This window comes from Shewanella sp. NFH-SH190041 (genome assembly GCF_024363255.1).
Taxonomy (GTDB): Bacteria; Pseudomonadota; Gammaproteobacteria; order Enterobacterales; family Shewanellaceae; genus Shewanella.
The window spans coordinates 1942873-1969804 of sequence record NZ_AP026070.1; the positions used below are offsets into that span (position 1 = coordinate 1942873).

Below are 26932 nucleotides of genomic sequence, written 5' to 3' on the forward strand. Positions count from 1 at the left end.
ATCTGCGAAAGGGTGAGGGCTATGTGCCATTTAGGTCTGATTTTGTTGATTAATTGCGCAGGTAATCATTTTTTGTCATAAAGCACTTGACCACATAAATGGCTGACAGTATTATGCGCCCATCTCAACGGAGCGGTAGTTCAGTTGGTTAGAATACCGGCCTGTCACGCCGGGGGTCGCGGGTTCGAGTCCCGTCCGCTCCGCCAATGAGATATCACTTTAAAAGTCAGCTTATGCTGGCTTTTTTTGTATCTCCTGTCCGCACTTTTCTTTTACTTTATTACCTATCCACTTACCTATCTATATTATTTAGGCGAATTTAACGCATGGTTTTATTTGTCGCTCACGATCTGAGCTTTTGATTTTAGCCAAGTGCGCTGGCCGAGCGATTGATACTGTGAAAATCACACCTATTGCTATTTACTCCTTTAACCATATTTTCTAAGACCTGCTGACCTTTCAAGTTTATTTTTGCGGTAATTTGGGGGGGCTTTATACAAAGCAGAGGCTTTGATATGTCGTTGCGCTATCTGATAAGCCGATAACGTGGAGCAAGGTGCCGCAAATGCCGCCTAAAGGTTTAACTAAAAGGGCTTTATACGTTGTTGCGCAATTCTTGCTTAGCATGACGAAACCACAAACTGCTCATCGCGCTCAAAACAGTTTTGTCTTGAACGAAATTTAATCATTAAAAGTTAATAGCCTTAGAGCCTTGTTATGGCAATGGCAAAACTATCAGATTGATAGGGTATGTTTTTGGCTTGTTAGGCATTTTTTGCTCATTTGCGCATAAAATCTATCTGTATGAATTTAAACAAGATTTATCTGTTAAATAGGGGGCGTAAAAAATTTTTTGGATTTTACGTTTTTTATTACTTGTCAAGGGGATAGTGTGGGTGCACAATTCGCCGCCGCTGCAATGAATAGAAAGGTTTTGCGGCAAAACTTTCACCAAAACAAGAGGCCGGATTACCCCCGGAAATGATAGCGAGATTGGCAGCAATCTCATGACAACCAGTTTAATGAGGAACACAATGAAGCATGTTCGTGCTTTAGTGCCGGCTCTATCCGGCGTGCGCCAGCTAGGCGTAATTTGTTCACAGGGTGTTCACCCAATTTTCCCTATTGCCATGGTATCTCCGGCGTTACTACAGGAGATCGCTTAATGTCTGCGCAACCTGTTGGTTTGAAACGTAGCCTGAAATTATGGCAAGTGGTGGTAATGGGTCTGGCATATCTTACGCCCATGGCGGTATTTGATACGTTCGGCATTGTCACGGACATTACTGATGGACATGTTCCCACGGCCTATTTGTTTGCCCTGCTGGGGATGCTATTTACGGCATTCAGCTATGGTCATTTAGTCCGTAAGTTTCCGGTAGCCGGTTCGGCATATACCTATGCGCAGAAGGTTTTTCATCCCTATATCGGTTTTATGGTCGGCTGGACATCGCTGCTCGACTATATGTTTATGCCGATGATTAACCTGTTGCTGGCAAAAATTTATTTAAGTGCCATGTTCCCGGAGCTGGCACCATGGACTTATATCCTTGGCCTTGCTGTGGTGATGACGGTGCTGAATTTGAAAGGCATTAATCTGGTCGCGAACTTTAATGGCCTGATTGTGGGTATTCAGTTCAGTATTATCCTAGTGTTTATCGCGCTGATCGCATGGGGCGTATACCATGGTGAAGGTCTGGGGACCGTCGCTAGCAGCCGGCCGTTGTTCTCCGAGCATATGCATATGGGGGCACTATTTACCGGGGCTTCGATTTTATGTCTGTCGTTCCTTGGTTTTGATGCCATCAGTACGCTGAGCGAAGAAACCAAGGACGCCCAGCGAGTGATCCCTCGCGCCATTGTGCTGACAGCATTAATCGGTGGTATTTTGTTTATCACCGTATCTTATTTCCTGCAGCTGTATTTCCCTGATGCATCACGGTTCCAGCATCCTGATGCGGTACTACCGGAAATAGCCCTGTATGTGGGAGGTAAATTCTTCCAAGCTGTTGTACTGGTATGTACTACTGTGGCGGTATTAGCGTCAGGTCTGGCATCCCATGCAGGGGTATCACGTTTGTTGTATGTGATGGGACGGGATAAGGCTCTGCCAAAGCGCTTTTTCTCCTATGTACATCCTAAGTGGCAGACGCCAGCACTGAATGTGCTGCTGATTGGCCTGTTGGCATTGTCGGCGATTTTCTTTGATTTGGAGATGGCATTGGCACTGATTAACTTTGGTGCGCTGGTGGCCTTTACTTTCGTCAACTTGGCTGTGATTGCACATTTCTACCTGAAATTAGGACATCATAAGACACTGAAGGATCACCTAGTGTATTTGATCCTGCCAATGTGTGGTGCTGCTTGTATCGGGGTGCTATGGATTAATCTGGAGCCATCGTCTTTTGAATTGGGTCTGATTTGGATGGCGCTGGGTGGCTTGTATTTACTACTGCGTAAGACCGTCTTTAAGACTTCATTCGGTAATAAAGAAGAAACAGTGATTGCTTCTTAATCTTGGATCTTAATGATAAAAAATCCGGCCTAGCGCCGGATTTTTTATGTCTGTGATTTGTCGCTGATGGCAACGGCCAAGGCCATATTAAGCTGTTACAGCACATGCCATAGCATTGCTAGCCGGTATGTACACTGTTGCAATTTAGCCACGGAATTTTGCTTGTCTATCTGCTAATGGTTTAACTTGTTAAAAAAGCAATAAGCTTGCGGTTTTTCTTAATTTATTTTCATGGGTGTTTACTTTGTTTAATGTTTAAGATCAATGGATTAAAAACATTTGTCGGTTATTTTTCACGCGTTGATTAAAAATAACTCAGATCGTAAACAAGGATTTATTTCATGGTAGAGCAGTTAACTGCGATGCTGGCCCTGGTGGGGGTGTTGTCAATATTCTGTCAATGGTTGGGGTGGAAAACGCACCTACCAGCCATTTTGCCCTTATTAGTCTGCGGCTTGGCTGTAGGGCCTGGACTTGGGTTATTAAACCCGGATGCGTTGTTTGGGGAATTATTATTTCCCATTATTTCGCTTGGGGTTGCCATCATCTTATTTGAAGGGGCTTTAACCCTGAATTTCAAAGAGATCCGCGATCATGGCCAGATGGTGGTGCACCTAGTCACCATCGGAATGTTGGTCACTTGGGTCACCATATCATTGGCATGTTATCTGTTAATGGGGTTTGCGCCGGGGCTCGCAATGCTATTTGGTGCCTTGGTCGTGGTCACCGGTCCGACGGTTATTGTGCCCATGGTGCGCAGTATCCGCCCTGCGGCCAATCTTGGCAGTATTTTACGTTGGGAAGGGATAGTGATTGATCCCATTGGGGCGCTGCTGGCGGTACTGGTATATGAGTATTGGGTGGCAGTGAATGATCCCGCTACCCATGTGTTGCAAGCATTGGGGTTAACCCTATTAGTTGGATTAGGGCTGGGATGTTTAGCCGGGTGGCTGATGGGGCAGGTATTGCATCGCCGGCTGATCCCCCATTATTTGCGCAATACCGCAGTGCTGACATTGATGCTGGGCGTATTTGTCTTTTCTAATGCCGTAGAGGAAGAGTCAGGTTTGCTGACTGTGACAGTGATGGGTATTTGGTTGGCGAATATGCGCGGACTGGATATTTCCGACATTATTGAATTTAAAGAAACGCTGACAGTGCTGATGATTTCGGCTCTGTTTATTTTGCTGGCGGCCCGTCTGGATTCCCATGCCTTGCTAAGTTTGGGGTGGGGCGGTATCGGGGTACTGCTGGTGGTACTATTTATTGCCCGGCCTCTGAGTGTTTGGATAAGCGGTATTGGTACCCGGTTAAGTTGTAAAGAAAAATGGTTTCTCAGTTGGATGTCACCAAGGGGGATTGTTGCCGCCGCCGTGTCATCACTGTTTGCCATTAAATTGCAGGATAAAGGCGTGCCGGGTGCCGATCTTATTGTACCTTTGGTGTTTGCCGTGATTATCGGCACAGTGGTTATTCAGAGCTTAACGGCATCACGCTGGGCTAAATTTTTGGGGGTGCAGATGAACTCACCCCAAGGGTTATTAATTTTTGGCGCATCAGCTTTTCCCCGGGCGTTAGCAAAATTGCTTAATCAGCGTGGTATTCGGGTGCTATTGGCCGATACTAACTGGAATAATATCCGTTTAGCACGCATGGAAAATATTCCTGTCTATTTCGGTAATCCGGCTTCCGAGCATGCGGAAAACCATTTGGATTTAACTGATATTGGTCGAGTATTGGTGATGTCTCCTTACCGTAAACTTAACCCACTGGTAAATTTCTATTATCAGGAAGTGTTTGGTGATGACAAAGTTTATGGTTTAAATAATATTGATGTACGTAGTGCAAGATTACAGCTGTCAGAGGCGTATTTGCGGAGTTTGTGCCTATTTGCGCCGGGTATTTCTTATGCAAAACTGGCCAGTTTAATGGCTAAGGGCGCCGCGGTAAAAAGTACCCAGATCACCACAAGCTTTAGCATGCAAGACTTTAGACAACGCTATGGTGATGATGCCTTAATACTGGCGGTGATACAGGAAGGCAAGTTAAGCGTGATGACGTCTGGAGCTTCATTACCTGCAGGTGAATATGACTTGATTAGCTTGATCCCGGCCACAGATGCCGACAGGGAAGCGAGTGTATCAGACGAACCCTTAGGTTCAGTAATATCCGATGACATAGCTAATTAATAGCACAGTTAATCGATAGCATAGTTAATGAATAACCAGCCTCTGGCCTGTGACAGCGCTCGCGTTGATACTATTTCAAGCTGAGTATCTCGATGTTATCCGTTAGCTTTAAAACCGGGGAATTTAATGTCTCCGGTTTTTTGTTGCTGCGACGACACTATTTCTATGTGGTGGTGATTTCCTCGTCTTTTGATAGACTGCCCTTGAGCATGATGGTGATAGCTCAAGGGCTGCGACATTCAGTGCTTAAATACTGCCTTACCTGATGGGAGAGAAATTAATTTGCGCTTTTAGCGAGTTATTCGTTAACACATGTAAAAAGGATTTTTATGAAAATAATCCATCACGGTGCTGTCCAAGGGGTTACGGGCTCCTGTCATCAGTTATTTATCAATGCCAATAACAGTATTTTGGTTGATTGCGGGCTGTTTCAAGGCGATGAAGCGGGTAATAACGACAATAATCCACTGCCAATAAAATTTGAAATTGACACGGTTCAGGCGCTCATTATTACTCACTGCTATATTGATCATGTTGGTCGCCTCCCTTATCTACTTGCCGCGGGATTTAACAAGCCAATTTATGCGACAACGGCTACAGTCGCGCTGTTGCCAATGGTGATCGAAGATGCACTTAAAGTTGGTGTTACTCGCAATAAAAGCCTTATTGCTGGCGTGATGACCAAGTTAAAACAGCTTTTGATACCGATAGCATATGGGCAATGGTTTTCGTTATCTTTAGTCAACGAGAGAAATGGAGAATATCCTGAATTGTCTGCAGATGAATATGCTCAAGCGCGGGTAAAATTCAAACCTGCAGGGCATATTCTAGGTTCAGCTTATGTTGAAATAGATTTAGGTAAACGCCCCAATAACCATAGGGTTGTATTTTCAGGAGATCTTGGAGCCAGTTATACTCCCTTGCTGGCATCTCCTAAGAGTCCCTATAGCGCAGATACGTTAGTTATTGAGTCCACTTATGGGGATAAAATTCATCAAGGGCGTCGGCAAAGAAGTAAACAGCTTCAACAGGTAATTGAAAAGGCTGTCAGTGATAATGGGGTTGTATTGATCCCAGCATTTAGCATTGGGCGAACACAGGAATTACTCTATGAGCTAGAAAATATTATCTATAAAAATCAGTATGATAATATATGGAAACAGATTGAAATTATTGTTGACTCTCCGATGGCCGCTAACTTTACTAAGTACTATCAACAGTTTAAAAAACTGTGGGATAGTGAGGCACGCCAAAAGATAACCCAACAACGTCATCCTCTGGATTTTGATCAGCTTTTTACCATAGACACCCATCAACAGCACTTGTCTGTGGTTAATTATTTGTCTAATAGAAATAAACCCGCCATAGTGATAGCAGCCAGTGGAATGTGTGCCGGTGGTCGCATTGTTAATTATTTAAAACAATTTTTATCTGATAAATCAGCTGATGTTATTTTTGTTGGTTATCAGGCACAAGGGACACTTGGCCGTGACATACAATTTTATGGCCCTCAAGGTGGGTATGTGTATCTGGATGATAAAAGAATTGATATTAAAGCTGGGATACATAGTATTAGTGGATATTCAGCCCATGCTGATCAGAAGGATTTATTAAGTTTTGTTAAAGGGATACGTCATAAGCCAAGTAGTATTATTATTGTTCATGGCGATAGTGAGGCGAAACAAGCACTCAAAAATAAATTTCGCCAATTATTACCCGAGACAAATGTGACAATAGGTAATAATGAGTAATGTTTGAACTGACTTATTTAAAATATACATCTTAGAATAGATTGTTATGATTAAAATAAGAATTAATAATGAATTTAAAATTTAGGGTTTTTATTGTTAAAGATAGAGCGCATGAAAGAAGTATTTAAGTTATTTGGTAGAGTAAAAGTAATAATAAGATGGGTAATCATATATTGAAAAAATATACTTGTGTCTAAAATGGTATACAACCCAATCGATTTTTTAAGGTATGTTCCTTAGCACGACATAAAAATCATGGGAGAGCGCATGACAACAAAAGTAAAGTATTTTACGAATACTATTATTTTTCTACTCTATTTAGCCGGAATGTCTTCTTCAAATGTGATGGCCGTTGAATTACCTTTGCTTGCGGATGAAGCCAGAGAGCAAGGTTATATTGTCCCTAAACCTTTTGGTATCAGTATTGGCAGTATGCGGATTGAGCAAGATATCATAATAGATAAAGTGGGTTTTTCTAATTTGGCACTGGGGCCGCAACCACTTGAAAATGATGCCTTTAAAATACATGCCGCACCGGGTAGCCAGAAAAATTGGCTCAATACGTTTCGGGCTGATGTGTGGTTACTGCCTTTTTTAAATTTGTATGCCTTAGGGGGCAAAGTGACCGGAGATTCTGACACGCTAGTTACTATCCAAAAGATTCATATTCCTCCTATGCCACCAATTGAATCACCTATGGCACCGTTTGATTTCAAACTTGATTTGGATGGTTATCTCTATGGTGGTGGATTGGTATTGGTTGGCAGTCGAGGTAATTGGTTTGCCATGATTGATGCCAGTATTACCCGTACCAATTTGACCGTGCTCGACGGTAATATTGATGCGTTTGTAGTGTCTCCTAAGTTAGGGTATGACTTTGCTGATCAAGGTTTACCTCTTAAGATTTGGCTAGGGGGAATGTACCAACACGTGGATCAGAATTTAACTGGCTATATCCATAAATTAGCTTTACCGCCGCAATTGGATGCGATATTAAAAATGGTTGATGGTGAAGGAGAGGGACGTTTTAATGTTGAGCAGCAACTATCTAGCCCCTGGAATACACTTGTCGGGCTCCAATATCAAATGTTTGATAGTTTTTCTATCATTGGCGAGATGGGGTTTAGCGGGCGGAAAAACGCCATGTTGTCATTAGAATACCGTTTTTGAGGGATTTATTTAGCTTGTTGTATATAGGGAGAGTGTGAAGCTGAGTAATTTGATACTGACCGTTGAGTTTCAGATGATGAAAGCTAATCTCCTAGATAAGAGCTAATCAATTGAAATACAGCAAATAATTTTTAAGTATCAAGGGAAAGCTGTTTTCTTGTTGCGAAAAGTGATTATTTGTTTTACCTTTGTCGTTATTAAGTGTAAATATGGTGTTATTTATGAGAATAGCATATAGCTGCAGCTGATCATAACAGCTGCTTTTCTATTCTCAATAGAGCAAGTGTGAATAATGATAAAGTTTACCCATCTATTGAGTATTGCCATTTTAGCTGGGAATATGCATCTTGCTCTGGCAATTGAACCCCCTACTGGGATAAGACCTTGTTGCGCATTCGGGGTCGATCTGACAGTTGCAATCGGGCGGTTGCCGGTTCCTTTCTTCTCTTTGAATAATGTGTTGTCTATCGATGAGCTCGGGCATCATCGATATAATAACGGCGACTTAGGTGTGATTGGCCATTTATTGGGTATGTCAGATGAAAATAATGGTTTGCTCTATACCCGACTCGGTGGCTTTATTGATTCAGCCCATGTTAGAGATACCGCGGATTATACCTATTACCTTTATCAGAAACTTTGGCCTTATATTGGAGAAGATCACAGCCTGATGCTGTCAGATGAATTGAGGCAGCGCCAAGTCGTCCTGTATGGCACTAACAAAGTTTTAGATGACGTTAGCAAACAACAGCAAGGTATTAAAATTGCTGGATTGATAGCGTTTAAACTGGCGCAGTGGCATGAAATTGCACAGTGGTTTGGTTTGATATCCGTAGCCGGTTGGTCTGAATTTTCCTCAGCTTTTTCACCAGAAGATCTTTACTCCAATATGTTAGGCGCTAGATTAGCGATGCAGGTGTTGGCATTGGAACCATCTTTGGATGTACAGGCGTTTAGCCAAGTTTTTGAGCAGCATTTTGCTCAAACCTTGATATTGTTGGAAGTACAAAGTAAAGCGATAACAAGACAGTACATTAAATCTCTAGATGGACACTGGTGGGACAGTAAAAAACGCCTGCCGGATAAATGGATATTACATAAGCGAGATTATGATTTATCTTTGAGCTTGTCTCCCCATAGTGCAGCGATCCCTTTACAGATGCGGTTAGATAACAGTCAACAGGCTGAATTACGATTATTACCTGCTGATAATGAAAAGGCATTTAACCTGTTACCTGATAGTTTGAAAAAACGTCCCTATTGGCGCGATAAAGATTTTCAGGACTTGGCTGATTTTGCTCGTGATCAAGATACTTTTCAGCGAGTTAATATAGACAGTAAGTGATAATAATTGATCCTGTAAGGTTTAATTAAGATGCGATGGACACTGACGAATTAGACCATGAGTGTTTCACTTTTTATCTGAATTATCGCTTAGGTAATTATCTATATTTTCTAATAAATTATTAGGACTAATGCGATCCCATAAAAGCATGATATTCAATTTTATCAACGGGCAGTCATGCAGTGATACTCGCTAGTATGAGAAATCTAGATAAAATATAGCAATATTTTGTGACGTTTGCGCAATGTTTTGTCTAGTGTCTTATTGAATATATAAAAGTCAATATCCTTGTAATTTATTGTAAATTATCAATAAAATAGATTCTATTGCTGTGTTAATTTGACTCAATAAATGTTTTTTAGCTTTATCTTTGCAAAATATGCAAAAGTAATGTGATAAATAACGTCTTCTCATTAAATCATCAGTGATTAAACTTCTAGTACTGTTTTTAACTAGGACAATAGAATGGAAGTTGCATTTTTAGGTTATATTGCTTCTGGGCTAATTATAATTTCATTAATAATGAAAGATATAAAAACTCTTAGATACGTTAATTTACTTGGTTGTTCGTTATATGCAATCTATGGTTTGATTATTATTTCATGGCCAGTATTTGTAATGAATTTTATCTGTATAGGTATCAATATCTATAGAATTATCACGTTAAATAAATCAATTAAATTATAAATTTAGGAATTAATATGATTTTTGTTACTGGTGCAAGTGGAGATGTTGGGCAAAAGATTATCAAAATTTTATCAAATGAAAATAAACTATTTGCTGCGGGTGTTCGTTATCCTGATAAGTATCAAGGGATACCTTGTGAGAATATAAAATACTTTGATTATAATAATATTCAAGTTATGGTCAAAGCACTTGTAGATGTGGATACATTGATTTTTATTTCAGGGAACTGTGATACAACAGAACGTATTCTGCAACATCGAAATATCATTGATGCTGCCAACATTGCCGGTGTATCTCATATCATTTATTTAAGTTTTGTCACTGTCCTTGCACTCGAATCTCGTTTTTCCTTTACAAGACAACACATTGATACTGAATCATATTTGCTGCAATCAGGTATCAGTCATACGATTGCTAGATGTAATTGGTATTTAGATAATTTATCAAGTGCTTTAATCAATAGTCTACAGACAGGGATTTATATTGATGCGGCAAAGAAAGGGAAGATCAGTTTCATTACTAAAGATGATGTTGCCGCTGGCCTTGCCAAGATTGCACTTAACCCTCAATGGCAGCAGAGGTCTTATTTGTTTTCATCTGATAAGAGTTATTCATTGCAAGATATTGTAAATTGTATTTCTCATAAATCAGGAAAAGTTATCATTTATAGACCAATTACTGAACAAGATTATGAGGTGGCACTATCTCAATCTGGAATGCCAAATTACTTATCTAATGCCATAGCCGCGAATACCTTTGATATCGAAAATGATAATTATGACATTAATAGCAATGATTTAAAAAATATACTCGGAAGAGACTTGAACACGATTGAGAATTATATAGAAAATTTGTGCAACAGTAACTTAGTATATTAAGGATGTTTTATGGAAACATTAGATTTATACACATTTGGCTCGCCAAATGGTATTAAAATAACAGTGGCATTAGCAGAAATGGATGTTGCATATAATCTTAATACAGTGGATATTACTATTGGAGAACAATATGATGATAAGTTTTCTAAGTTAAATGAGAGACATAAAATACCGCTATTAGCGGATTATTCAGTTAAACCAGAAATTGTATTAAGTGAGTCTTGCGCTATCTTATTATATCTTGCCGATAAATATCACAGCCTAATCTCCAGTGATTATCATCTAAGGCAAAAAACAATTGAATGGTTATTTTATCAAGCCGCTACCATCGGTCCTATGTTTGGTGCTTATGGTCATTTTTCCACATATGCGAAACATAAAGTGCAGGACCCATATCCTGTAAATCGGTATCTTAATGAAATAACAACAATATTAAATTATATAGAGCAGCAATTGAACGGGAAAACATTCCTTATTGATGAACAATATTCTATTGCGGATATTGCAATCTTTCCCTGGGTCATTTGGATAATTAACTTTTATCATGTAGATAAAGTGATTGATATGAATAATTATCCAGCTATTAATGGTTGGGTTGACCGTTGTTGTAATAGACCTAAGACCCGTGTTGGACTAGATGTATATAATTATCTTAATATAAAAAATCATAGTTAAGGCGTTTATGTCGAGTGCTGGAGAGGCAAGATGAAAATATCATTATGTTTACATACAGAAAAAAATCAGCATAACACGTCTTATGAACAGGCTTATCATCAATTTATTGAGTTATGTGTTATGGCTGATCGAGCCGGATTTCATCAAATATGGACTGGTGAGCATCATGCTATGAACTTTGCAATCACCCCCAATCCGCTGTTGAGTTTGATGGATATTGCCCATCGAACGACATCGATACGGTTGGGCACTGCAACGTTGATAGCACCTCTGTGGCATCCGCTCAGATTAGCGGAAGAAATTGCTTATGTTGATTTAGCCTGTAATGGTAGGTTGGATATCGGATTATCGAAAGGTGCTTTTACCTATGAATACCAGAGGCTAATGTCTGGATTAACGAGTGATATTGCTGGCGAAATGTTGCGTGAGAGTGTGGAGGTGATAAAAGGTTTATGGCGAGGGAACTATGCTCATCAAGGCAAGTATTGGCAATTTCCTGAAACCTCGGCGATTCCTCACCGTCAATTAAATCATCCGCCGCTATGGATAGCTGCACAGAGTCCTGCAACAGTAGATTTTGCCATTGCAAATGATTGTCATGTGCAAATGACTCCTTTGTGGTTTGGAGAAGAAAAGGTAAATGAGTGTATTGATATATTTCATAAAGCAAAGCATCAATATAGAAAACCAGCTAAATTATTACTCTTACGACATGTATTTATCACTCGGGATAGACGACATAAAGAAACCGTTTTAAAGCAATTTAGTCAATTTTATCATGAGTTTTTCGCATGGTTTAATCAAAGTAATCCGGTTTCTTATGGTAATTTGCAAGGGGAAATTATAAAAAATGAAATGTTTTCACCTGAGCAATTAGAAAAAAACTTATTGATAGGCAGTGCTACTGAAGTTGTTGAACAGTTACAACAATATAATGATCAAGGTGTTAGTGAGTTTGCTTTATGGTTAGCCAATGGTATGTCATATCAAGATAATTATCAGTGTTTAAAACAATTTAGCGAAGAGGTATTACCTCATTTTAAATGACGATTATGATAAGTTAGCTACTCATGAAATAATGAATTAAGAGCAGATAAGAAAATAAATTTGGCTGATGCAAGATTGTATAAAAATGATCTGACAGAAACCATGCTAAAGTGATAACTGTCAGATCAGATTTTAACTATTGAATTTATTTATTATGATCTAGCCAAGTGTGATAAAAAGCTTGCGCCTGATCTTGGTTTTTCAATAATAATGATGGCAAGTTTTCAGTTACGCTTTTAATAACGTAGAATTCAGGGGTAGATTGCATAATTTGATAATCAATACCGCCTATGTTAATCATACCTGTATTTTCATTAACAACAGTGACAGCCACATTCTGTAATTTTGGTGTACTTTTCCATTTCGAAACCTGATCTTTTCGATTAGTATCCACTAGCTGATAAAAGGGTTTTCCAGCAAACACATTTGTCTTTAGCTGAATGACTGGGAACCATTTAGATTAGCATCTATTTTATATTTGGAATATGGATGAATATCGCCATCAACTGACTATGCAAACCCTAAACCTTCTGACATATAAAATAAATCATCATGCGGTATACCACCATTTTTTAATCGTGATTAAAAGCAACTTAGTAGCGCCAAACTGAGTATATATGACATGACGTCACCGGCGCACTAACTGACGTAAAAGTATTAAATAAAGTCATCAAACTTGGTGTGACTGTTTGCGAGATAATCTTATAAAGTAGCTGAAGTCCTTGTTACAACTAAGTTTCATAGCGTGATTTGTTCTACAACGCAATATAGAAATAAAAACACAATTGTAGTATTTTTAATTGATAAATATGCAGCAGTAAAATGGCAAGATAAAGATGAGATTATTAAAAAAAATAATGTTTTTTCAAAAAATTTTCATACTGGCATTAATCTCAAGCTACGCTAATGCGGGTAATGTTGATAATAATGAAGGGCTTATTAACTCCTATGCCATCAGTGCGCAACAAGGCGATGTTAAGGCGCAAAGTAAATTAGCATTTTTATATTATAAAAACTCTAATTATGAAAAGGCAAAAAAATGGGCTTTGATTGCATCCAACAATAATGACTCTCATAGTCAATTTCTTTTAGGCATGATGTACAATCATGCACAAGGGGTAACATTAAATCACGAAAAGGGAGTTGAGTTATATCAAAAAGCAGCTGATAACGGTAGTGATGATGCTCAGAATATTATAGCGAACTTTTATTTATATGGATCTGAAGAATATGGCTACCATAAAAATTTTACTAAAGGTATTTCTTATCTAAAGAAATCAGCAAAACAAGACAATAGTGATTCTCAGTATTTACTTTACAAAATATATATAACAGGGGATTATGGTCAAAAAATCAATGAAAAAAAAGCATTGAAATGGCAAATTTTAGCTGCTAAAAACGGCAATTCTGATGCTCAAAATAATATGGGAGATATGTATTTTTCTGGAATAAATGTACCTGTAAATTATAGTTTAGCCGCAAAATGGTACTACAAATCAGCTATACAAGAAAATAATTACGCCATTAGAAAACTTGCTTACTTATATCGAGAAGGTAAAGGAGTAAAACAAAGTTATATATACTCATATATGTGGTATAAAATTGGTGGTTATATTGTAGAGGATATCAAGAATAAATTATCATCTGAACAGATAAAGAGAGCGGATAATTTAGTTCAACAGTGTTATGACACTGATTACAAAAATTGTTGTGAAAATCTTCTTAATGATGAAAAATAAATTACAGTAGTTCAGATCTGACAGTTACCCGATTTTTAATCGTGACTGTAAGATTGCTTTTTGGGTAAAATTTTAGTCTAAATCAATCTTCCATTATGCATACTTTCACCAACGTTATTATTAATACTACTGCACTAAACGATTTCAAAAGGCTGATGTTCATACTATAACGGTGAAAACAAAACATTGGGACATTGGCGTGATGCTATTATTTTGGGGTGTAAACATCGAAATATAATTGAATGCAGCTATTTTCGTCATTTGGTAGTGAATTTCAATTTTATTAATTACCCTATATTTAGTGAATGATTTTATCCATAAAGTAGATAGCCAATTTTATCATGAGTTTTTCGCATGGTTTAATCAAAGTAATCCGGTTTCTTATGGCAATTTGCAAGGGGAAATTATAAAAAATGAAATGTTTTCACCTGAGCAATTAGAAAAAAACTTATTGATAGGCAGCGCCACTGAAGTTATTGAACAGTTACAACAATATAATGATCAAGGTGTTAGTGAGTTTGCTTTATGGTTAGCCAATGGTATGTCATATCAAGATAATTATCAGTGTTTAAAAAAATTAGCGAAGAAGTATTACCTCATTTTAAATGACGATTATGATAAGTTAGCTATTTATGCAATAATGAATTAAGAGCGGATAAGAAAATAAATTTGACTGATGCAAGATTGTATAAAAATGATCTGACAGAAACCACGTTAAAGTGATAACTGTCAGATCAGATTTTAACTATTGAATTTATTTATTATGATCTAGCCAAGTGTGATAAAAATCTTGCGCCTGATCTTGGTTTTTCAATAATAATGATGGCAAGTTTTCAGTTACGCTTTTAATAACGTAGAGTTCAGGGGTAGATTGCATAATTTGATAATCAATACCGCCTATGTTGATCATACCTATATGTTCATTAACTACAGTGACAGCCACATTTTGTAGTTTAGGGGCACTTTGGGGAATAATCGCTATCGAGGTAAAATCAGTTTAACCCCGTCCTCCCCTGCCGTTTAACCGGCAGGGGAGGGTAAATACCCAATCAAAATTGATGTTAATGTCCCGCTTGGCCTGAGGTATTCGCCGTTGATATAGTCGGTGCTGTTGACTCAGCGGCATTTGTTGCCGGTGGGCTGAGTTTGACTGCGCCTGCGCCTAGTAAGCAGGCTAATGCAGGTAGCAAGAAGATGGCACCAAGCACATTGACCAAGAACATAAAGGCCAACAAAATGCCCATATCGGCCTGAAACTTCAGCGCAGAAAAGGCCCAGGTCCCGACACCAATGGACATAGTCACTGCCGTAAATACCGCAGCAGTGCCCCGGCTACGCATGGCATCATAGAAGGCTTCACGTAGGGGCGTGTGTCGGTTAAGCGCATGCTGCATCCGTTCATAGATATAAATACCATAATCCACCCCGACGCCAACTCCCAGAGCGATAACCGGCAGGGTAGCTACTTTCAAGCCAATGCCGAGCAATGCCATTAAGGCATTACATAAAATACAAACTAACATCAGAGGTAAAATCACGCACAGCACTGCTTTCATCGAGCGGAAAGTAAGCCAGCATAATAAACTGATGGCGCCAAAAATAGAGATCAACATCTGGGCTTCGGCTTTTTCTACGGCCTGATTTGTGGCCGCGGCGACGCCAGCATTGCCACCCAGCAAACGGAACTGGGCATCAGGCAGAGATTCATTATCGATAAAGCGGCGGATTTGCTGCTCCACATGCTTGAGGGTGGCATCTTGATGATCCTCTAAGTACACCATCATATTAATGGTCTGGCAGCCATTGTCATTCAGCCCCAATGATGGCTGCGCCGCATGGGAACCCGCCAGCAGGGCACTTTCACTGCGCTGCAGGGTGCGCCAGTTAGGGTTGCCTTCATTATTGCCAGAGACATACAGCTTGGCGGTGCCCGCTGTGGTAGTGATGGAACGCACACCGTCCACGCCGCGCATATAAAAATCAAACCTATCCACAGCGTTCATTATTTGCCAATCAAGGCAGGCTTCCTCCCGGTTACGGGTTTCCAGATAGACCGCCAGCACATCCATACCGATGGAGTAATTAGCCACAATCGTGTCATTATCGCGGTTATAACGCGAATCATCCCTGAGCTCAGGCACCCCGGTTCCCACATCTCCGGTCAGCAATGAACGGGACTGCCAAGTGCCCAGTCCCAGTAGCACTATCATCACCAGTACACTGATCTTGGCCGGTTTGGGTGTTGCCAGCGCCGACACGGCCCACCAGAGTGAATGACGTTTCTCACGGCCGCCGCCTTCATCCTCGCTATGCTCATCCCGCCGCAGCGCCATTTTTTCCAGCTTCAGGTGAGAGAGAATAATGGGCATAAACATCTTATTGGTGATGATCATCAAAGCGACCCCAAGACAGGCCGTCACCCCCAATTCATGCACAATGGGAATATCGATCACCATAATCACCATAAAGCCCAGCGCATTGGCCAGCAGGGCGACTGTACCGGGGATCGCCAGGCGACGAAAGGCGTTGGCCGCAGCCAGCTCAGGGCCGTTACCTGCCAGGACATCAAGCTTCCAAGCATTGGTCATCTGCACCGCATGGGATACGCCAATGGAGAAAATCAAAAAGGGTACCAGCACCGACATAGGGTCAATGCCATAGCCTATCAGGGGCAATATACCCAGCAGCCAAATAACGGGCAGCAACGCAACCGTAATGGCTAACAATGTCAGTTTAATCGACAGGCTGTAATGCCACAGCAGTAGCAGAGTGATGACAAATGCCACCACAAAAAACAGCAGCACTGTCATCAGGCCATCCATCACATCGCCCATTACTTTGGCAAAGCCGATAATCTGGATCTCAATCCCGGCGCCAGATAGCTCTGCGCGGATTTTTTCTAGGTGGGCTGCAACCTTGGCATAATCCGTTTTTTCGCCGGTGCGAGGGTCAGTATCAAGCAGCTCTGCCTGCACCATGGCGGATTTCAGATCATTGGCCACCAGATTTCCCACCTGACCAGATTTGGCCACATTACTGCGGACTTTATCCAGCCCAGCTTTATCGGCGGTAAAGCGTGATGGGATCACCACATCACCCATAAAGCCAAATTCGGTCACTTCCAGATAGCGCACTTCAGGGGAGAATAGGGAGCGCACTGTGGTGCGGTTAACTCCGGGGGTAAAAAACACTTCATCGGTGGCACTGCGCAGTCTGGCGAGAAATTCCGGATTATAAATATCGCCTTCGCCGTTCCATTGCAGGCTGACCATAATGCGGTTTGCACCGGTAAATTTGGCACTGTGCTCCATAAATGCCTGCATATATTCATGCTTCATGGGGATAAGCTTGGTAAACCCCGGATCAAAGCGGGTTTGCAATGCGGTATAGCTAAATAACAGTGTCAGTAGAAAAAACAGGGCGCCAAGGGGGCGACGCCATTGGATCAATAGCCGGGCAATATGGTCAACCAAGACTTGGGTACGGCTGGGATGAAATTGTGACATAAGAACTCCGGGCGCGTTATTCAGTGGTGGCATTGGCCATTGAGGTTGCTGGTGTTGTTGTTATCTTTGTGGCGGTTTGCGCCCTGGTTGCTGAGCTTGGCAGTGTGGCCTGTAATAGGCCGCGATCACTGGCTAGCAGCAAGGTGCCATCCGGGTTCACCAGCATATCTGTCACTGCCAGTCGTCCCCCGCGGCGTACTATGGTAAAACTGTCGCCATTGTCATGACTTTGCAGCACAAATCCCCCTTGTCCGGCCAGCAGCAAACTGCCATCAGCCAGTTGCTGGTGGGTAAAGAGCGATACCGGAATATGAAAATCCAGTTTCTGCCAGCTCAATCCATCATCCTGGCTGCGGAAAATATTGCCGCGCATCCCATAGATCAACCATTGGCTGCCGCCTAGATGCAGCCCGCCATAAAATGAGCCGTCATAAAAAGGGGCGATTTCCAGCCAGCTGGTGGCACTGTCATCGGAGCGAAACAGGGTGCCGGCTTCACCGGCAATCAGCCAACGCTGCCGATCAGCTGAGGGGATCACCGCATTAAGGTGCCAGTCAGTTTGGCCCGGTGGGGTGAGATCTTGCCATTGTTGGCCATTGTCATTGGAGTGTTTCGTCATCCCAAATGCGCCGGTCGCCAGCCAGTGACCGGGAGAGATTTGTGCCAACGCCAGCAGAGGGGTACTGCCTTGACTGCCAAAACTGACCTCTTGCCAGTGCCGGCCGCCATCTTGAGTGGTTAGGAGCCAACCTTCATGGCCGATAGCCAGTCCGCGCTCGGCATCGCTAAAGTGAATATCCGTGATTAAGGCATAGCGCTGTTTATCTATTTTCGCCGGTTGCCAACTTTGCCCTTGATCTTGCGATAGCAGAATATGGCCCAGCTCTCCGCCGGCAACCAGCCCTTGGCTACTTTCTGCCAAGCTGGTGATATTCATGTTATCGACAGGAATTCGGTTAGGTGCCAGCGGCGCGCTGTGGCGGGGCGAAAAAGCATATATGCCGGCCAATGCCACAAGCAGTGAAATTCCGACAGCCAGTATAGTGCGCATAACACCTCCCCTGTGTTGTCCGGCAGTACCGGAGCGTGGCAGTCAATGACAAATAGGCCGAGCAATCAGCTGAAGCGGTTACGTGCTTGAGCCCATTACCCTGCGTAATCGATCTGGTTGTTAGCCACGGAAATGGTGTTTGTCCATGGCAGCCTTGTTGCTGATAATCGCCGAGGATATCGGCAATTTATTGTTATTTTTTATCCGCATAGCGGACTTTCGCCATTATTCCGCCCTCACTTTGACTCACATCGTCCAAATGGACAGGTCGACCAAAGTCTAAGGCAATAATCTCGCGTCAAATCAAGCTATCACAGCACTTAACAACATCAGGGTTTAGTCCATATTAACGATGAGTGGCGCTGGGGGCTGTGAAATTCTCGGGACAGCAAACCACATCGGCCGTTGGCCTAAGGTGCAAGGAGATTTCACATGGCAATACAGTTGGATAATGTCGCCCTGTCGGCAACAGAAGATTACCTGACCGAAGAGGCGCTGGGGCTGATCGCTGCCGCTCAGGCCTTGATCCCAGCGTTGAAAGCCCGGGCGGAACAGACTGAGCGTGATGGTCGCGTACCTGATATCTCGGTACAGGAAATTGCCGCTGCTGGCCTGTTTCGTGTGCTGCAACCCAAGCGTTGGGGCGGGTATGAGTTAGATCCTAGAGTGTTTTATCGTATCCAGATGACCTTGGCGCGGGGCTGTATGTCGACGGCTTGGATCTATGGGGTGATCGGGGTGCATAACTGGCAATTGCCCCTGTTTCCGGAGCAGGCTCAACAGGATGTCTGGAGCGATGATAACGCCACCTTGATTGCGTCCACTTATATGCCGGTGGGCCGGGCAGAAAAAGTGGATGGTGGTTATCGTTTTTCGGGGCGCTGGGGATTTTCCAGTGGTTGTGAGCATTGCCAATGGGTCTTTTTAGGCGGCATGTTGCCGAAAGAGGCTGATGGCGATGAGCTGGAGCATGTCACTTTCTTGCTGCCAAAATCGGATTTTACCATTGAACATAACTGGGATGTTCATGGCCTGCGGGGGACCGGCAGTCACGATATTGTGGTGAATAATGCATTTGTACCGGAACATCGCACCCAGCGTACCAATAATCATTCAGATATCGGCTGTCCTGGGCGAGCGACTAATCCAGGTTGGTTGTACCGCATTCCTTTTACTCAGGTATTCCAGCGGGCGGTATCATCGGCCTGTATTGGCGCGTTGGACGGTGCCATTGATGCTTTTCGAGAACGAGCCGGCGCCCATGTGGGAAAACATGGCAGTAAAACGGCTGAGGATGTGAATGCCCAGATGGCGGTGACAGAAGCCATGATGGCTGCCGATCAGCTGAAATTGGTGTTGATCCGCAATTATGCCCGCATTGTTGATTCGATCCGCAATAACGACCCAATGACAGTGGAAGAGCGCTTACTGCAGCGTGCCCAGTCGGCTCAGGTGCCGAAGGTCTGTGCCCAGCGTATGGATGATCTACTGCGGGCTTGCGCAGCATCCGGGCTGTATCGGGGGAACCCCATTGAGCGGATTTTCCGTGATATTAATCAGGCTCGCGGTCATATTGCCAATAATACCGATGCTTATCTGCGCGCCCATGGTGCGGTGATGTTGGGGCTACCCAATATGGATCCATTTGTTTAATCACTGAAAAGGAGATGGCATGTCATCCAGATATCATGCCCTGGTTGTCAGTCAGGTGATCCCGGAGACCCATGATGCCACGTCATTGGTCTTGACCGTGCCCCCTGAACTTGCAGAGCGGTATCAATATAAAAGCGGGCAGTTTTTAACCTTTAAACTGCCTGGCCAAGATGGTGAATTGCTGCGCTGTTACTCTATGTCCTCTAGCCCTGCGCTTGAGCAGGGGCTAAGGGTAACCATCAAACGGGTCGCTGGTGGTCGGGCATCTAATTATCTGTGTGATCATATCGGCCCCGGCGATCGCTTGCAGGTAATGCAACCTGCGGGGTTATTTGTGGTGCGTGATAGCAGTGAACATCTGTTGCTCTGCGCCGGTGGCAGTGGTATTACGCCGGTGTTTTCCATTTTGCAAACGGTACTACATACAGGCACGGGCAAGATCCGCTTGTTATATGCTAACCGGGATGAAAGTTCCGTCATTTTTGCCGCGGAGCTTAAAGCTTTGGTGCAAGCATTCCCCGAGCGGTTGGAAGTGATCCACCTGTTAGACAGTTTGAGCGGCGTCCCCAGTGCTGCATTATTAAGTTCACTGTCTGACTGGCAACAGCAAAGGGCCTATATCTGTGGTCCAGGCGCCTTTATGGATGCAATGGAGACTGTGCTGTACCAACTCGGGATGGATAAAAGCCACATCTATATTGAGCGCTTTATCTCCCCGGCAGCACCAACAGCTAAAAACAGTATTGATGCTTGTGATATCGAGTCTCGCGCTGACCCCGCCGTTGCGCCGGCGAGTGAACTTGCACCTGATAAACAAGTGAATACTGAGATTACCCAGGCCATTGCTGAGGTGGAGTTGGATGGCACTGTCCATCATATTGTCTGGCGCGGTGATGAAACCTTACTGGATGCGGCTGAAAAAGCCGGGGTTGAGTTACCCTATTCTTGCCGCAGTGGCATGTGCGCATCTTGCATGTGTGAGGTAACAGAAGGGCAGGTAGCATTACAGTATAATGATGTGCTGGATGAGCGGGACTTGCAGCAAAATCTGACTTTAAGCTGCCAAGCATTGCCACGCACTGAAAAAGTAAAATTGCGTTATACCTGAAGCTTATGCCTTGATACGGCATGATGGCTGTGGTTATAAGGATAAAAAGCCGGAGATGACTTGTATGGGTCATCTCCGGCTTTGTTTTTACAGCAGATGTCAGTAATCGCCCGCTGCTATCTGGTAACCGGTGGGATTAACGGAAATCTTCGGTCCAGTTACTGCGTACCGGGCTACCCTCTTGTGGCAGCCAGGTGACTGCAAAACTGTGCATTCTTGGGGACATGACATTTTGACAATGACCGGCATGCCCGGTCCAGCTGTTGGCTCCGGCATTATTGATATGACCATCGGCACGGGGATGGGTGTAACCAAAGATCGGGTCAATGGCGTTATTTAACCGAATGCGGAAGGCATTTTGCGCCCAGTTTTCTACGACAAAATGCCCTTGTTTATGTCGGTCTTCCATCGCCTGAGAGTTACGCTGCGCGCCAACGGTGAGTGCATCATTCCAAGCCAGAGTATGGGTAGCGGGGGAGATCCCGGCAGCAAACATATCGCCAGCCGCATCACACCAACGAGGGGTGGAGCGGGCACAGTTCATGGCGATCACGGCCTGATATTTTTGCGAGTCCGCAGTATCGTGGGGAATATTCACAATGCGGCACCAGTTAGTTGATGCAATGCCGCTATCAGTAGAACCATCAAATGCTTGACCTGCCAGTAGAGTGTCCTTATTTAGACAGCTATAAGGGATCACGGCATCTGTTGTGGTAGTGGCTTTTACTGTGACCACATTAGTTGCAGGATTAAAATCAAATAGATCTGCATCATCGTGCATCGCTTGGGCCAGATATGGCGCTTGCAACTCTGCCCAAGCTGGGCCAAAGAGGGCAGTATTTTGATTGTTAAATCGACTCTGCAATAAGGCCTGTTGTAGTAACAGGTGGCTGCGACCTTGCTCGGAAACACTGATTGTGCCACTTGCAATCTGCAGTTGATCATTGATTAATGCATTATCAAACGTGTATTTAGCCAGTTGTGGACCACCACAATCACTGTGACTGAAACGGTAAGCATATTCCTGCACCTCACCATTTACGGTCATGCCGTTGACATCCCGAGTGATTTGGGTCTCATGGGTTACCGCGTAACAATGCCAGTTATTGGCTAGACGGGTATCGTTCAGCCATACAGTAACCGGGCCACGGCGAGGTATAGTTTGCTCACTGTAATCGCCGGAAAGTGGATAAAGTTGCTCCGGATGTAATGGAATCGCATTTTGGTTTCCACGATTAAAATTGGCGCCATTTGCCACCCCTTTGAATGCCATCAATAGATGTTCTAGATGATTCTGAGTTGGCTTAACAGTTTCTATTTTAGTTTGATGGTTTTCTGTTGTAGATGATTGATCACAACCTGCGAGAGAAATACAGCACAATATTAAAGCAATTTTTTTCATAAATTCTCAAGGAATAATTATTTTGTTAAATTTTATCTGAATATTCAGAATGTTTTGCTCTATCTAAATACGACATAATTATTGCGATATTTAACTTTTTGCCTATAAAAAAATAGCTTGAAGAATAAAACACCAAGTAAATCGTGAGAGGCATTTATTCCCTTGCAATTATTGTGTGATTTTTATGCTGAAAAGTGTTGATCAAAATTGCATAAATCCATGAAGGTTTTTTCAATATATTGTTTTTACGTTGTTTTTTTATAGTGTTTTATTGTGTTGTTGTTGATTTATATGGTGAAAGTGTAGTTTTTTCTTAATGTTGCTAATGGGTTACTTTGCTAACAAATTAACAAGGTATCAATTTATCCCAATATTGCTGGAAAATATTTATTCCTATGATGTCTTTTTAGTATATTCGCTATGGTTGATTTATTAACTGGTCTAATATGCAAAATCATATTGTTAAAGTTTTAAAGTTAAGACGTTGGGTGATGCTTCATCATCACATTCCGGGTCGAATACGTTTGAAATATAAGTTAGGTATTTTGACCCAATTAGTATCATTTAATACTGATAAAATTGAGCAAGCCATTGCGGCAATTCCAGCGTTTAAAAATTACAAAATCAATAATACTACACACAGTATTTTAATTGAGTATGACATCGGCGTTATTCGTCCAGAATGGATTGATAGTTTATTTTCTGGTTCGGAAAAAGATGCAGAATTGGCATGTTATGCCATTGCTCAACAATTAAATTTAGATGGAGAGAAGAATGTATAATCATCCACCTCATGGCTATTATGCCCCCTACACACAAGATGACAGCATGCAGCAGGAATCCGGTCAACAAGTGCCGAATTATCCGCCTCAGTATGCGCATTGTGGTTCATACCCTTACGCGCCACAGTCATATCCGCCTGGTATGGGAACCCCTGCATGGAGCCATCCGGCAGCGATGCCAGATCCTCGGGCGATTCACCATATGCATCATCATGGCGCTTACCCTCATATGCCGGTGTATCCCGCGATTGCGATGCCGCCATATTATTATCCTCAGATGCCACATCCTGCGGGATATCCACAGGGTATCCCACCTATGGGCCAATCTGCGCAGACAGAGGGTTGCCAGCCATCTGACACTATGATGCAGCAGGCTCAAAGCCTCTTTGACGGTGTATTAGGTGAAGATGCTGGCGCATTTAAAGCAATGCTAGGGAAATTTGGCATCAATGATAAAGAGTTCTGGAAAGGCGCCATGGTTGGCGCAGCGGCAGCCATGCTACTTAATAATGATACCGTTCGTAGCAAGTTAATGGGGTTGATTACTGGTGCCAGTGATTTGTTGAAAACGGGGGAGCAGGCAGGTGCGGAACAGGTGGCTGAAAACGCCCAACAGATGATGCATAGCGCCCAGCCTCAGAGTGAAATATTCCGAGAGCACCATACTGAAGGTGTTGCTGAAACAGTATCAGAATCAGACCATGGTCAGCCCTATGGCAACTAATTCGAACTCTGGTCGATTGGTCAGTCGAGCACTATTGGTAGGTGCGATGGCAGGGGCTGGTGCGGCATTAGTTAATCAGAAAAAAGCCCTGCAGCAAGGGCAAGTTGCTAATCAGACGATGGTGTTGGATATGGCTAAAATGGCAGTAAAAACTGCCGCTATCAGCGGGGCCTCGACCTATGCCGCTGAGAAAATGGCCGATAAACCCGGATTATCCCTACTGACCATTTTATCTGTCGGCGCTGCCGGTATTTATTTACTCGATCATTATTTGGACACTAAAAATGAAAAATAAACCTGTATATCCAAATTCTTACTATGTTCCTTATGCATGTCCAGTACCCCACCCAGGACATTACCATGGGCATAGTCATGTTCATCCTTATTACCCAACCGCGACACCACAACAAACATTGACCACAGAAAAGTCGCACAAAAGTAAAACCCATTTTGCGATGGGGATTGCTGCTGGTGCTGCGGTGATGTTTTTATTGGGGAATAACAAAGTGCGTCAGGGCGTGACAGCTACCGGTGGTCAGGCAATTCATGCTGTTAATAGTCAAATAGAAGAACTGAAAGAAAAACTGGAAGATACCCAGGCAGAACTTGAGTATTACCGTAATCTGCACAGGGATGAAGCATGATAGGGCTGCAGGTTAAGCACCATTTCCCCGGGCGAATTCGCTTCAAGGTTGTGGCGCTAAAACAGTATCGGGATATCGGTGACTGGATCAAGCAAAGTTTAATGGCGATTCAGGGGATCCGAGATGTGCGGGTCAATGATGGGGCCTACTCGATTGTCATTGAATATGATAAAAATTTGCTAAACAGCAAAACGGTGGAAGCGCGTTTAGCACAGTTAGATCTGACCTTGTCCCAAGCGACTGATAAGGACGAACACCAATTTACCCGTGGTGATATTGCCATGAATATTATTGGTACTTTGTCAGCAGCAATGTTGCCGCAAAAATGGGGGGCATTGAGTACCGCGACGTTAATTGCTCCTACTTTGCTTGACGGTCTTAATGAACTGAAACACAAAAAAGTATCCGTTGAAGTACTCGATGCCATCGCGATTGGTCTGTCTGCCTGGCGGGGTGATTATCAGACAGCCATGATGACCCAGAGCTTGATCAGTCTTGGCGAATATCTGGAGCAGCAAACCTGTCGCAATAGTGATCAATTGCTGGCTGATTTGATGCATCCGACGGACTGTATGGTATGGCAGATACTGCCAGAGGGAGAGAAACGCCAGGTTAGCTCAACTCAACTCCAAGAAGGTGATGTGATTGAGTTGACTCCGGGGAGCGCCATTCCTGTTGATGGTATTGTGATTGATGGTACTGCACTGGTAAATCAATCCTCTCTGACGGGGGAGAATTTACCTGTACGTAGAGAGTTGGATGCCCTCGTATACGCCGGAACCTCTATTCATGAAGGCAGTATTAAAGTGCGGGTGGAAAAAGTCGGGAGTGAGGCCACGACAGCCCAGATCGCGAAGTTGATTTATGATTCGCTGGGAGAAAAAAGCGAGATCCAACAAGTTACTCAAGATATGGCCAATCGACGGGTAAAAATTACCTTAGGGATTGGGGCGGCAGTGTTTGCATTAACGCAGGATATTAACCGAGTTGCTTCAGTGTTTTTGGTTGATTATTCCTGTGCGCTTAAGCTCAGTACGCCAGTAACTTTTAAATCAATAATGTACCGTGCAGCACAACAGGGAATTCTCATTAAAGGTGGGAGTGCCATTGAAAAGCTGGCAGCAATTGACACCTGTGTATTTGATAAGACAGGTACCCTGACTTACGGTGATATGGAAGTGACGGATGTGGTGCCTTTGTGTCACAGCAATAGTGCTCGGGATTTGCTCGCTATTACTGCATCAGTAGAAGAGCATAGTAATCATCCATTATCTCAATCCATTGTTAATGCCGCGAAACATCATGAATTGCCGCACATTGAACATGGCGAAGTGGAATATGTGATTGCTCATGGTCTAAAAAGCACGCTTAACGGCCACTGCTTGGTGATGGGCAGTCGTCATTTCCTTGAGCGACATGAGGCCGTTGATTTTACAGAATTTGAAGCTGAAATTGATGCGTATGAGCAAAAAGGTCGCCATCTTATTTTTATCTCCCATCAAGGACGGCTTATTGGCATGATTGGTCTGCGCGATCATCTGCGTGAAGATGTTGTCCAAACATTAACCAGTTTGCGTGAGCAGGGGATTAAACAATTGGTAATGATCTCCGGGGATAGGGCATATAAAGCCAATATGTTGGGGGATGAGCTTAAGTTAGACCGCGTTTACGCAGAAGCAACACCAAAAAGTAAATCCAGTATTATTGCTTCATTGCAACAACAGGGCCATAAGGTCATGTTTGTTGGTGATGGTCTAAATGATGCGCCTGCATTGACTAAAGCTGATGTCGGTATTGCCATGTGTCGAGGAACTGAGCTGGCCAGACAGGCTGCGGATGTTGTGCTACTGAAAGATAAACTCTATGGTGTGGCACAGACTCACCAACTTGCTCAGATTGCTATGAATATGATTCACAGCAATATTAAAATTACTGAGTATGTTAATAGCGGGATTATGCTGGCTGCCGCGTTGGGCTGGCTCAGCCCTTCGGTCAGTGCTCTGCTACACAATGGGACGACTCTTGCTATCTTAGGGCGCTCTGTTGCCATTAAAAATCCAGCCTAA

22 protein-coding genes and 1 tRNA gene are annotated in these 26932 nt (G+C 43.0%); 19 read left to right on the forward strand and 4 right to left on the reverse strand.

The window, feature by feature from the left end; all coding sequences use genetic code 11:
* Positions 1 to 129: 129 nt before the first annotated feature.
* From NFHSH190041_RS08550 to NFHSH190041_RS08595, 10 genes are all read left to right on the forward strand, one after another.
* Positions 130 to 206, forward strand: a tRNA-Asp gene (locus tag NFHSH190041_RS08550).
* 828 nt (positions 207 to 1034) lie between these two features.
* Positions 1035 to 1166: a hypothetical protein gene (locus tag NFHSH190041_RS08555; protein WP_261924806.1), complete on the forward strand. Its 132-nt coding sequence runs from the start codon at positions 1035 to 1037 to the stop codon at positions 1164 to 1166.
* Complete coding sequence (locus tag NFHSH190041_RS08560) at positions 1166 to 2515, forward strand: APC family permease (RefSeq protein ID WP_261924807.1); 1350 nt, start codon at positions 1166 to 1168, stop codon at positions 2513 to 2515. Before NFHSH190041_RS08555 ends, NFHSH190041_RS08560 begins: the two co-directional genes overlap by 1 nt.
* 341 nt (positions 2516 to 2856) lie before the next feature.
* Entirely contained in the window at positions 2857 to 4704 is a 1848-nt protein-coding gene (locus tag NFHSH190041_RS08565; RefSeq protein ID WP_261924808.1) for a cation:proton antiporter, read from the forward strand.
* A gap of 329 nt (positions 4705 to 5033) precedes the next feature.
* On the forward strand, positions 5034 to 6455 hold the full coding sequence (locus tag NFHSH190041_RS08570; RefSeq protein ID WP_261924809.1) for an MBL fold metallo-hydrolase RNA specificity domain-containing protein: 1422 nt from the start codon (positions 5034 to 5036) through the stop codon (positions 6453 to 6455).
* Positions 6456 to 6710: 255 nt separating this feature from the next.
* Positions 6711 to 7625 (forward strand): hypothetical protein, encoded by a 915-nt coding sequence (locus NFHSH190041_RS08575; protein WP_261924810.1) that lies wholly within the window; start codon positions 6711 to 6713, stop codon positions 7623 to 7625.
* Between the two features lie 292 nt (positions 7626 to 7917).
* Positions 7918 to 8970, forward strand: a complete 1053-nt coding sequence (locus NFHSH190041_RS08580; RefSeq protein ID WP_261924811.1) for a DUF4056 domain-containing protein — start codon at positions 7918 to 7920, stop codon at positions 8968 to 8970.
* Positions 8971 to 9671: 701 nt separating this feature from the next.
* Positions 9672 to 10535, forward strand: a complete 864-nt coding sequence (locus NFHSH190041_RS08585; RefSeq protein ID WP_261924812.1) for an NmrA family NAD(P)-binding protein — start codon at positions 9672 to 9674, stop codon at positions 10533 to 10535.
* Positions 10536 to 10544: 9 nt separating this feature from the next.
* On the forward strand, positions 10545 to 11210 hold the full coding sequence (locus tag NFHSH190041_RS08590; protein WP_261924813.1) for a glutathione S-transferase family protein: 666 nt from the start codon (positions 10545 to 10547) through the stop codon (positions 11208 to 11210).
* 30 nt (positions 11211 to 11240) lie between these two features.
* Positions 11241 to 12257, forward strand: a complete 1017-nt coding sequence (locus tag NFHSH190041_RS08595; RefSeq protein WP_261924814.1) for an LLM class flavin-dependent oxidoreductase — start codon at positions 11241 to 11243, stop codon at positions 12255 to 12257.
* 145 nt (positions 12258 to 12402) lie between these two features.
* Here NFHSH190041_RS08595 and NFHSH190041_RS08600 read toward each other — a convergent pair whose 3' ends face one another.
* Positions 12403 to 12681 (reverse strand): hypothetical protein, encoded by a 279-nt coding sequence (locus NFHSH190041_RS08600; protein ID WP_261924815.1) that lies wholly within the window; start codon positions 12679 to 12681, stop codon positions 12403 to 12405.
* A gap of 412 nt (positions 12682 to 13093) precedes the next feature.
* On the opposite strand from NFHSH190041_RS08600, the gene NFHSH190041_RS08605 reads away from it, so the two are divergent.
* A complete protein-coding gene (locus NFHSH190041_RS08605; RefSeq protein WP_261924816.1) occupies positions 13094 to 13996 on the forward strand; it encodes a tetratricopeptide repeat protein in 903 nt (300 codons plus the stop codon).
* A 301-nt stretch (positions 13997 to 14297) separates the two neighbouring features.
* Positions 14298 to 14645 carry a hypothetical protein gene (locus NFHSH190041_RS08610; protein ID WP_261924817.1) on the forward strand — a complete coding sequence of 116 codons (348 nt, stop codon included), beginning with the start codon at positions 14298 to 14300 and terminating at the stop codon, positions 14643 to 14645.
* Between the two features lie 412 nt (positions 14646 to 15057).
* Here NFHSH190041_RS08610 and NFHSH190041_RS08615 read toward each other — a convergent pair whose 3' ends face one another.
* Positions 15058 to 17502 carry an efflux RND transporter permease subunit gene (locus NFHSH190041_RS08615; protein ID WP_261924818.1) on the reverse strand — a complete coding sequence of 815 codons (2445 nt, stop codon included), beginning with the start codon at positions 17500 to 17502 and terminating at the stop codon, positions 15058 to 15060.
* A gap of 16 nt (positions 17503 to 17518) precedes the next feature.
* The gene (locus NFHSH190041_RS08620; protein WP_261924819.1) at positions 17519 to 18553 is read right to left on the reverse strand and encodes a WD40/YVTN/BNR-like repeat-containing protein; all 1035 of its coding nucleotides are present in this window, start codon (positions 18551 to 18553) and stop codon (positions 17519 to 17521) included.
* Positions 18554 to 18985: 432 nt separating this feature from the next.
* Between NFHSH190041_RS08620 and NFHSH190041_RS08625 the strand changes: the two genes are divergently transcribed.
* The gene (locus tag NFHSH190041_RS08625; protein WP_261924820.1) at positions 18986 to 20206 is read left to right on the forward strand and encodes an acyl-CoA dehydrogenase family protein; all 1221 of its coding nucleotides are present in this window, start codon (positions 18986 to 18988) and stop codon (positions 20204 to 20206) included.
* Between the two features lie 19 nt (positions 20207 to 20225).
* A complete protein-coding gene (locus NFHSH190041_RS08630) occupies positions 20226 to 21314 on the forward strand; it encodes a ferredoxin--NADP reductase (RefSeq protein ID WP_261924821.1) in 1089 nt (362 codons plus the stop codon).
* Between the two features lie 136 nt (positions 21315 to 21450).
* On the opposite strand, the gene NFHSH190041_RS08635 is transcribed toward NFHSH190041_RS08630, so the two are convergent.
* A complete protein-coding gene (locus NFHSH190041_RS08635; protein WP_261924822.1) occupies positions 21451 to 22716 on the reverse strand; it encodes a CAP domain-containing protein in 1266 nt (421 codons plus the stop codon).
* A 446-nt stretch (positions 22717 to 23162) separates the two neighbouring features.
* Here NFHSH190041_RS08635 and NFHSH190041_RS08640 point away from each other — a divergent pair, with 446 nt between their 5' ends.
* From NFHSH190041_RS08640 to NFHSH190041_RS08660, 5 genes are read left to right on the forward strand one after another with little or no spacing between them, the layout of a single operon-like run.
* The gene (locus NFHSH190041_RS08640; protein WP_261924823.1) at positions 23163 to 23498 is read left to right on the forward strand and encodes an HMA2 domain-containing protein; all 336 of its coding nucleotides are present in this window, start codon (positions 23163 to 23165) and stop codon (positions 23496 to 23498) included.
* Positions 23491 to 24222, forward strand: a complete 732-nt coding sequence (locus NFHSH190041_RS08645; RefSeq protein WP_261924824.1) for a hypothetical protein — start codon at positions 23491 to 23493, stop codon at positions 24220 to 24222. Before NFHSH190041_RS08640 ends, NFHSH190041_RS08645 begins: the two co-directional genes overlap by 8 nt.
* Positions 24212 to 24517: a hypothetical protein gene (locus NFHSH190041_RS08650; RefSeq protein WP_261924825.1), complete on the forward strand. Its 306-nt coding sequence runs from the start codon at positions 24212 to 24214 to the stop codon at positions 24515 to 24517. The genes NFHSH190041_RS08645 and NFHSH190041_RS08650 overlap by 11 nt, the downstream gene beginning before the upstream one ends.
* Positions 24507 to 24866 carry a YtxH domain-containing protein gene (locus NFHSH190041_RS08655; protein WP_261924826.1) on the forward strand — a complete coding sequence of 120 codons (360 nt, stop codon included), beginning with the start codon at positions 24507 to 24509 and terminating at the stop codon, positions 24864 to 24866. The genes NFHSH190041_RS08650 and NFHSH190041_RS08655 overlap by 11 nt, the downstream gene beginning before the upstream one ends.
* The gene (locus tag NFHSH190041_RS08660) at positions 24863 to 26932 is read left to right on the forward strand and encodes a heavy metal translocating P-type ATPase (RefSeq protein ID WP_261924827.1); all 2070 of its coding nucleotides are present in this window, start codon (positions 24863 to 24865) and stop codon (positions 26930 to 26932) included. Before NFHSH190041_RS08655 ends, NFHSH190041_RS08660 begins: the two co-directional genes overlap by 4 nt.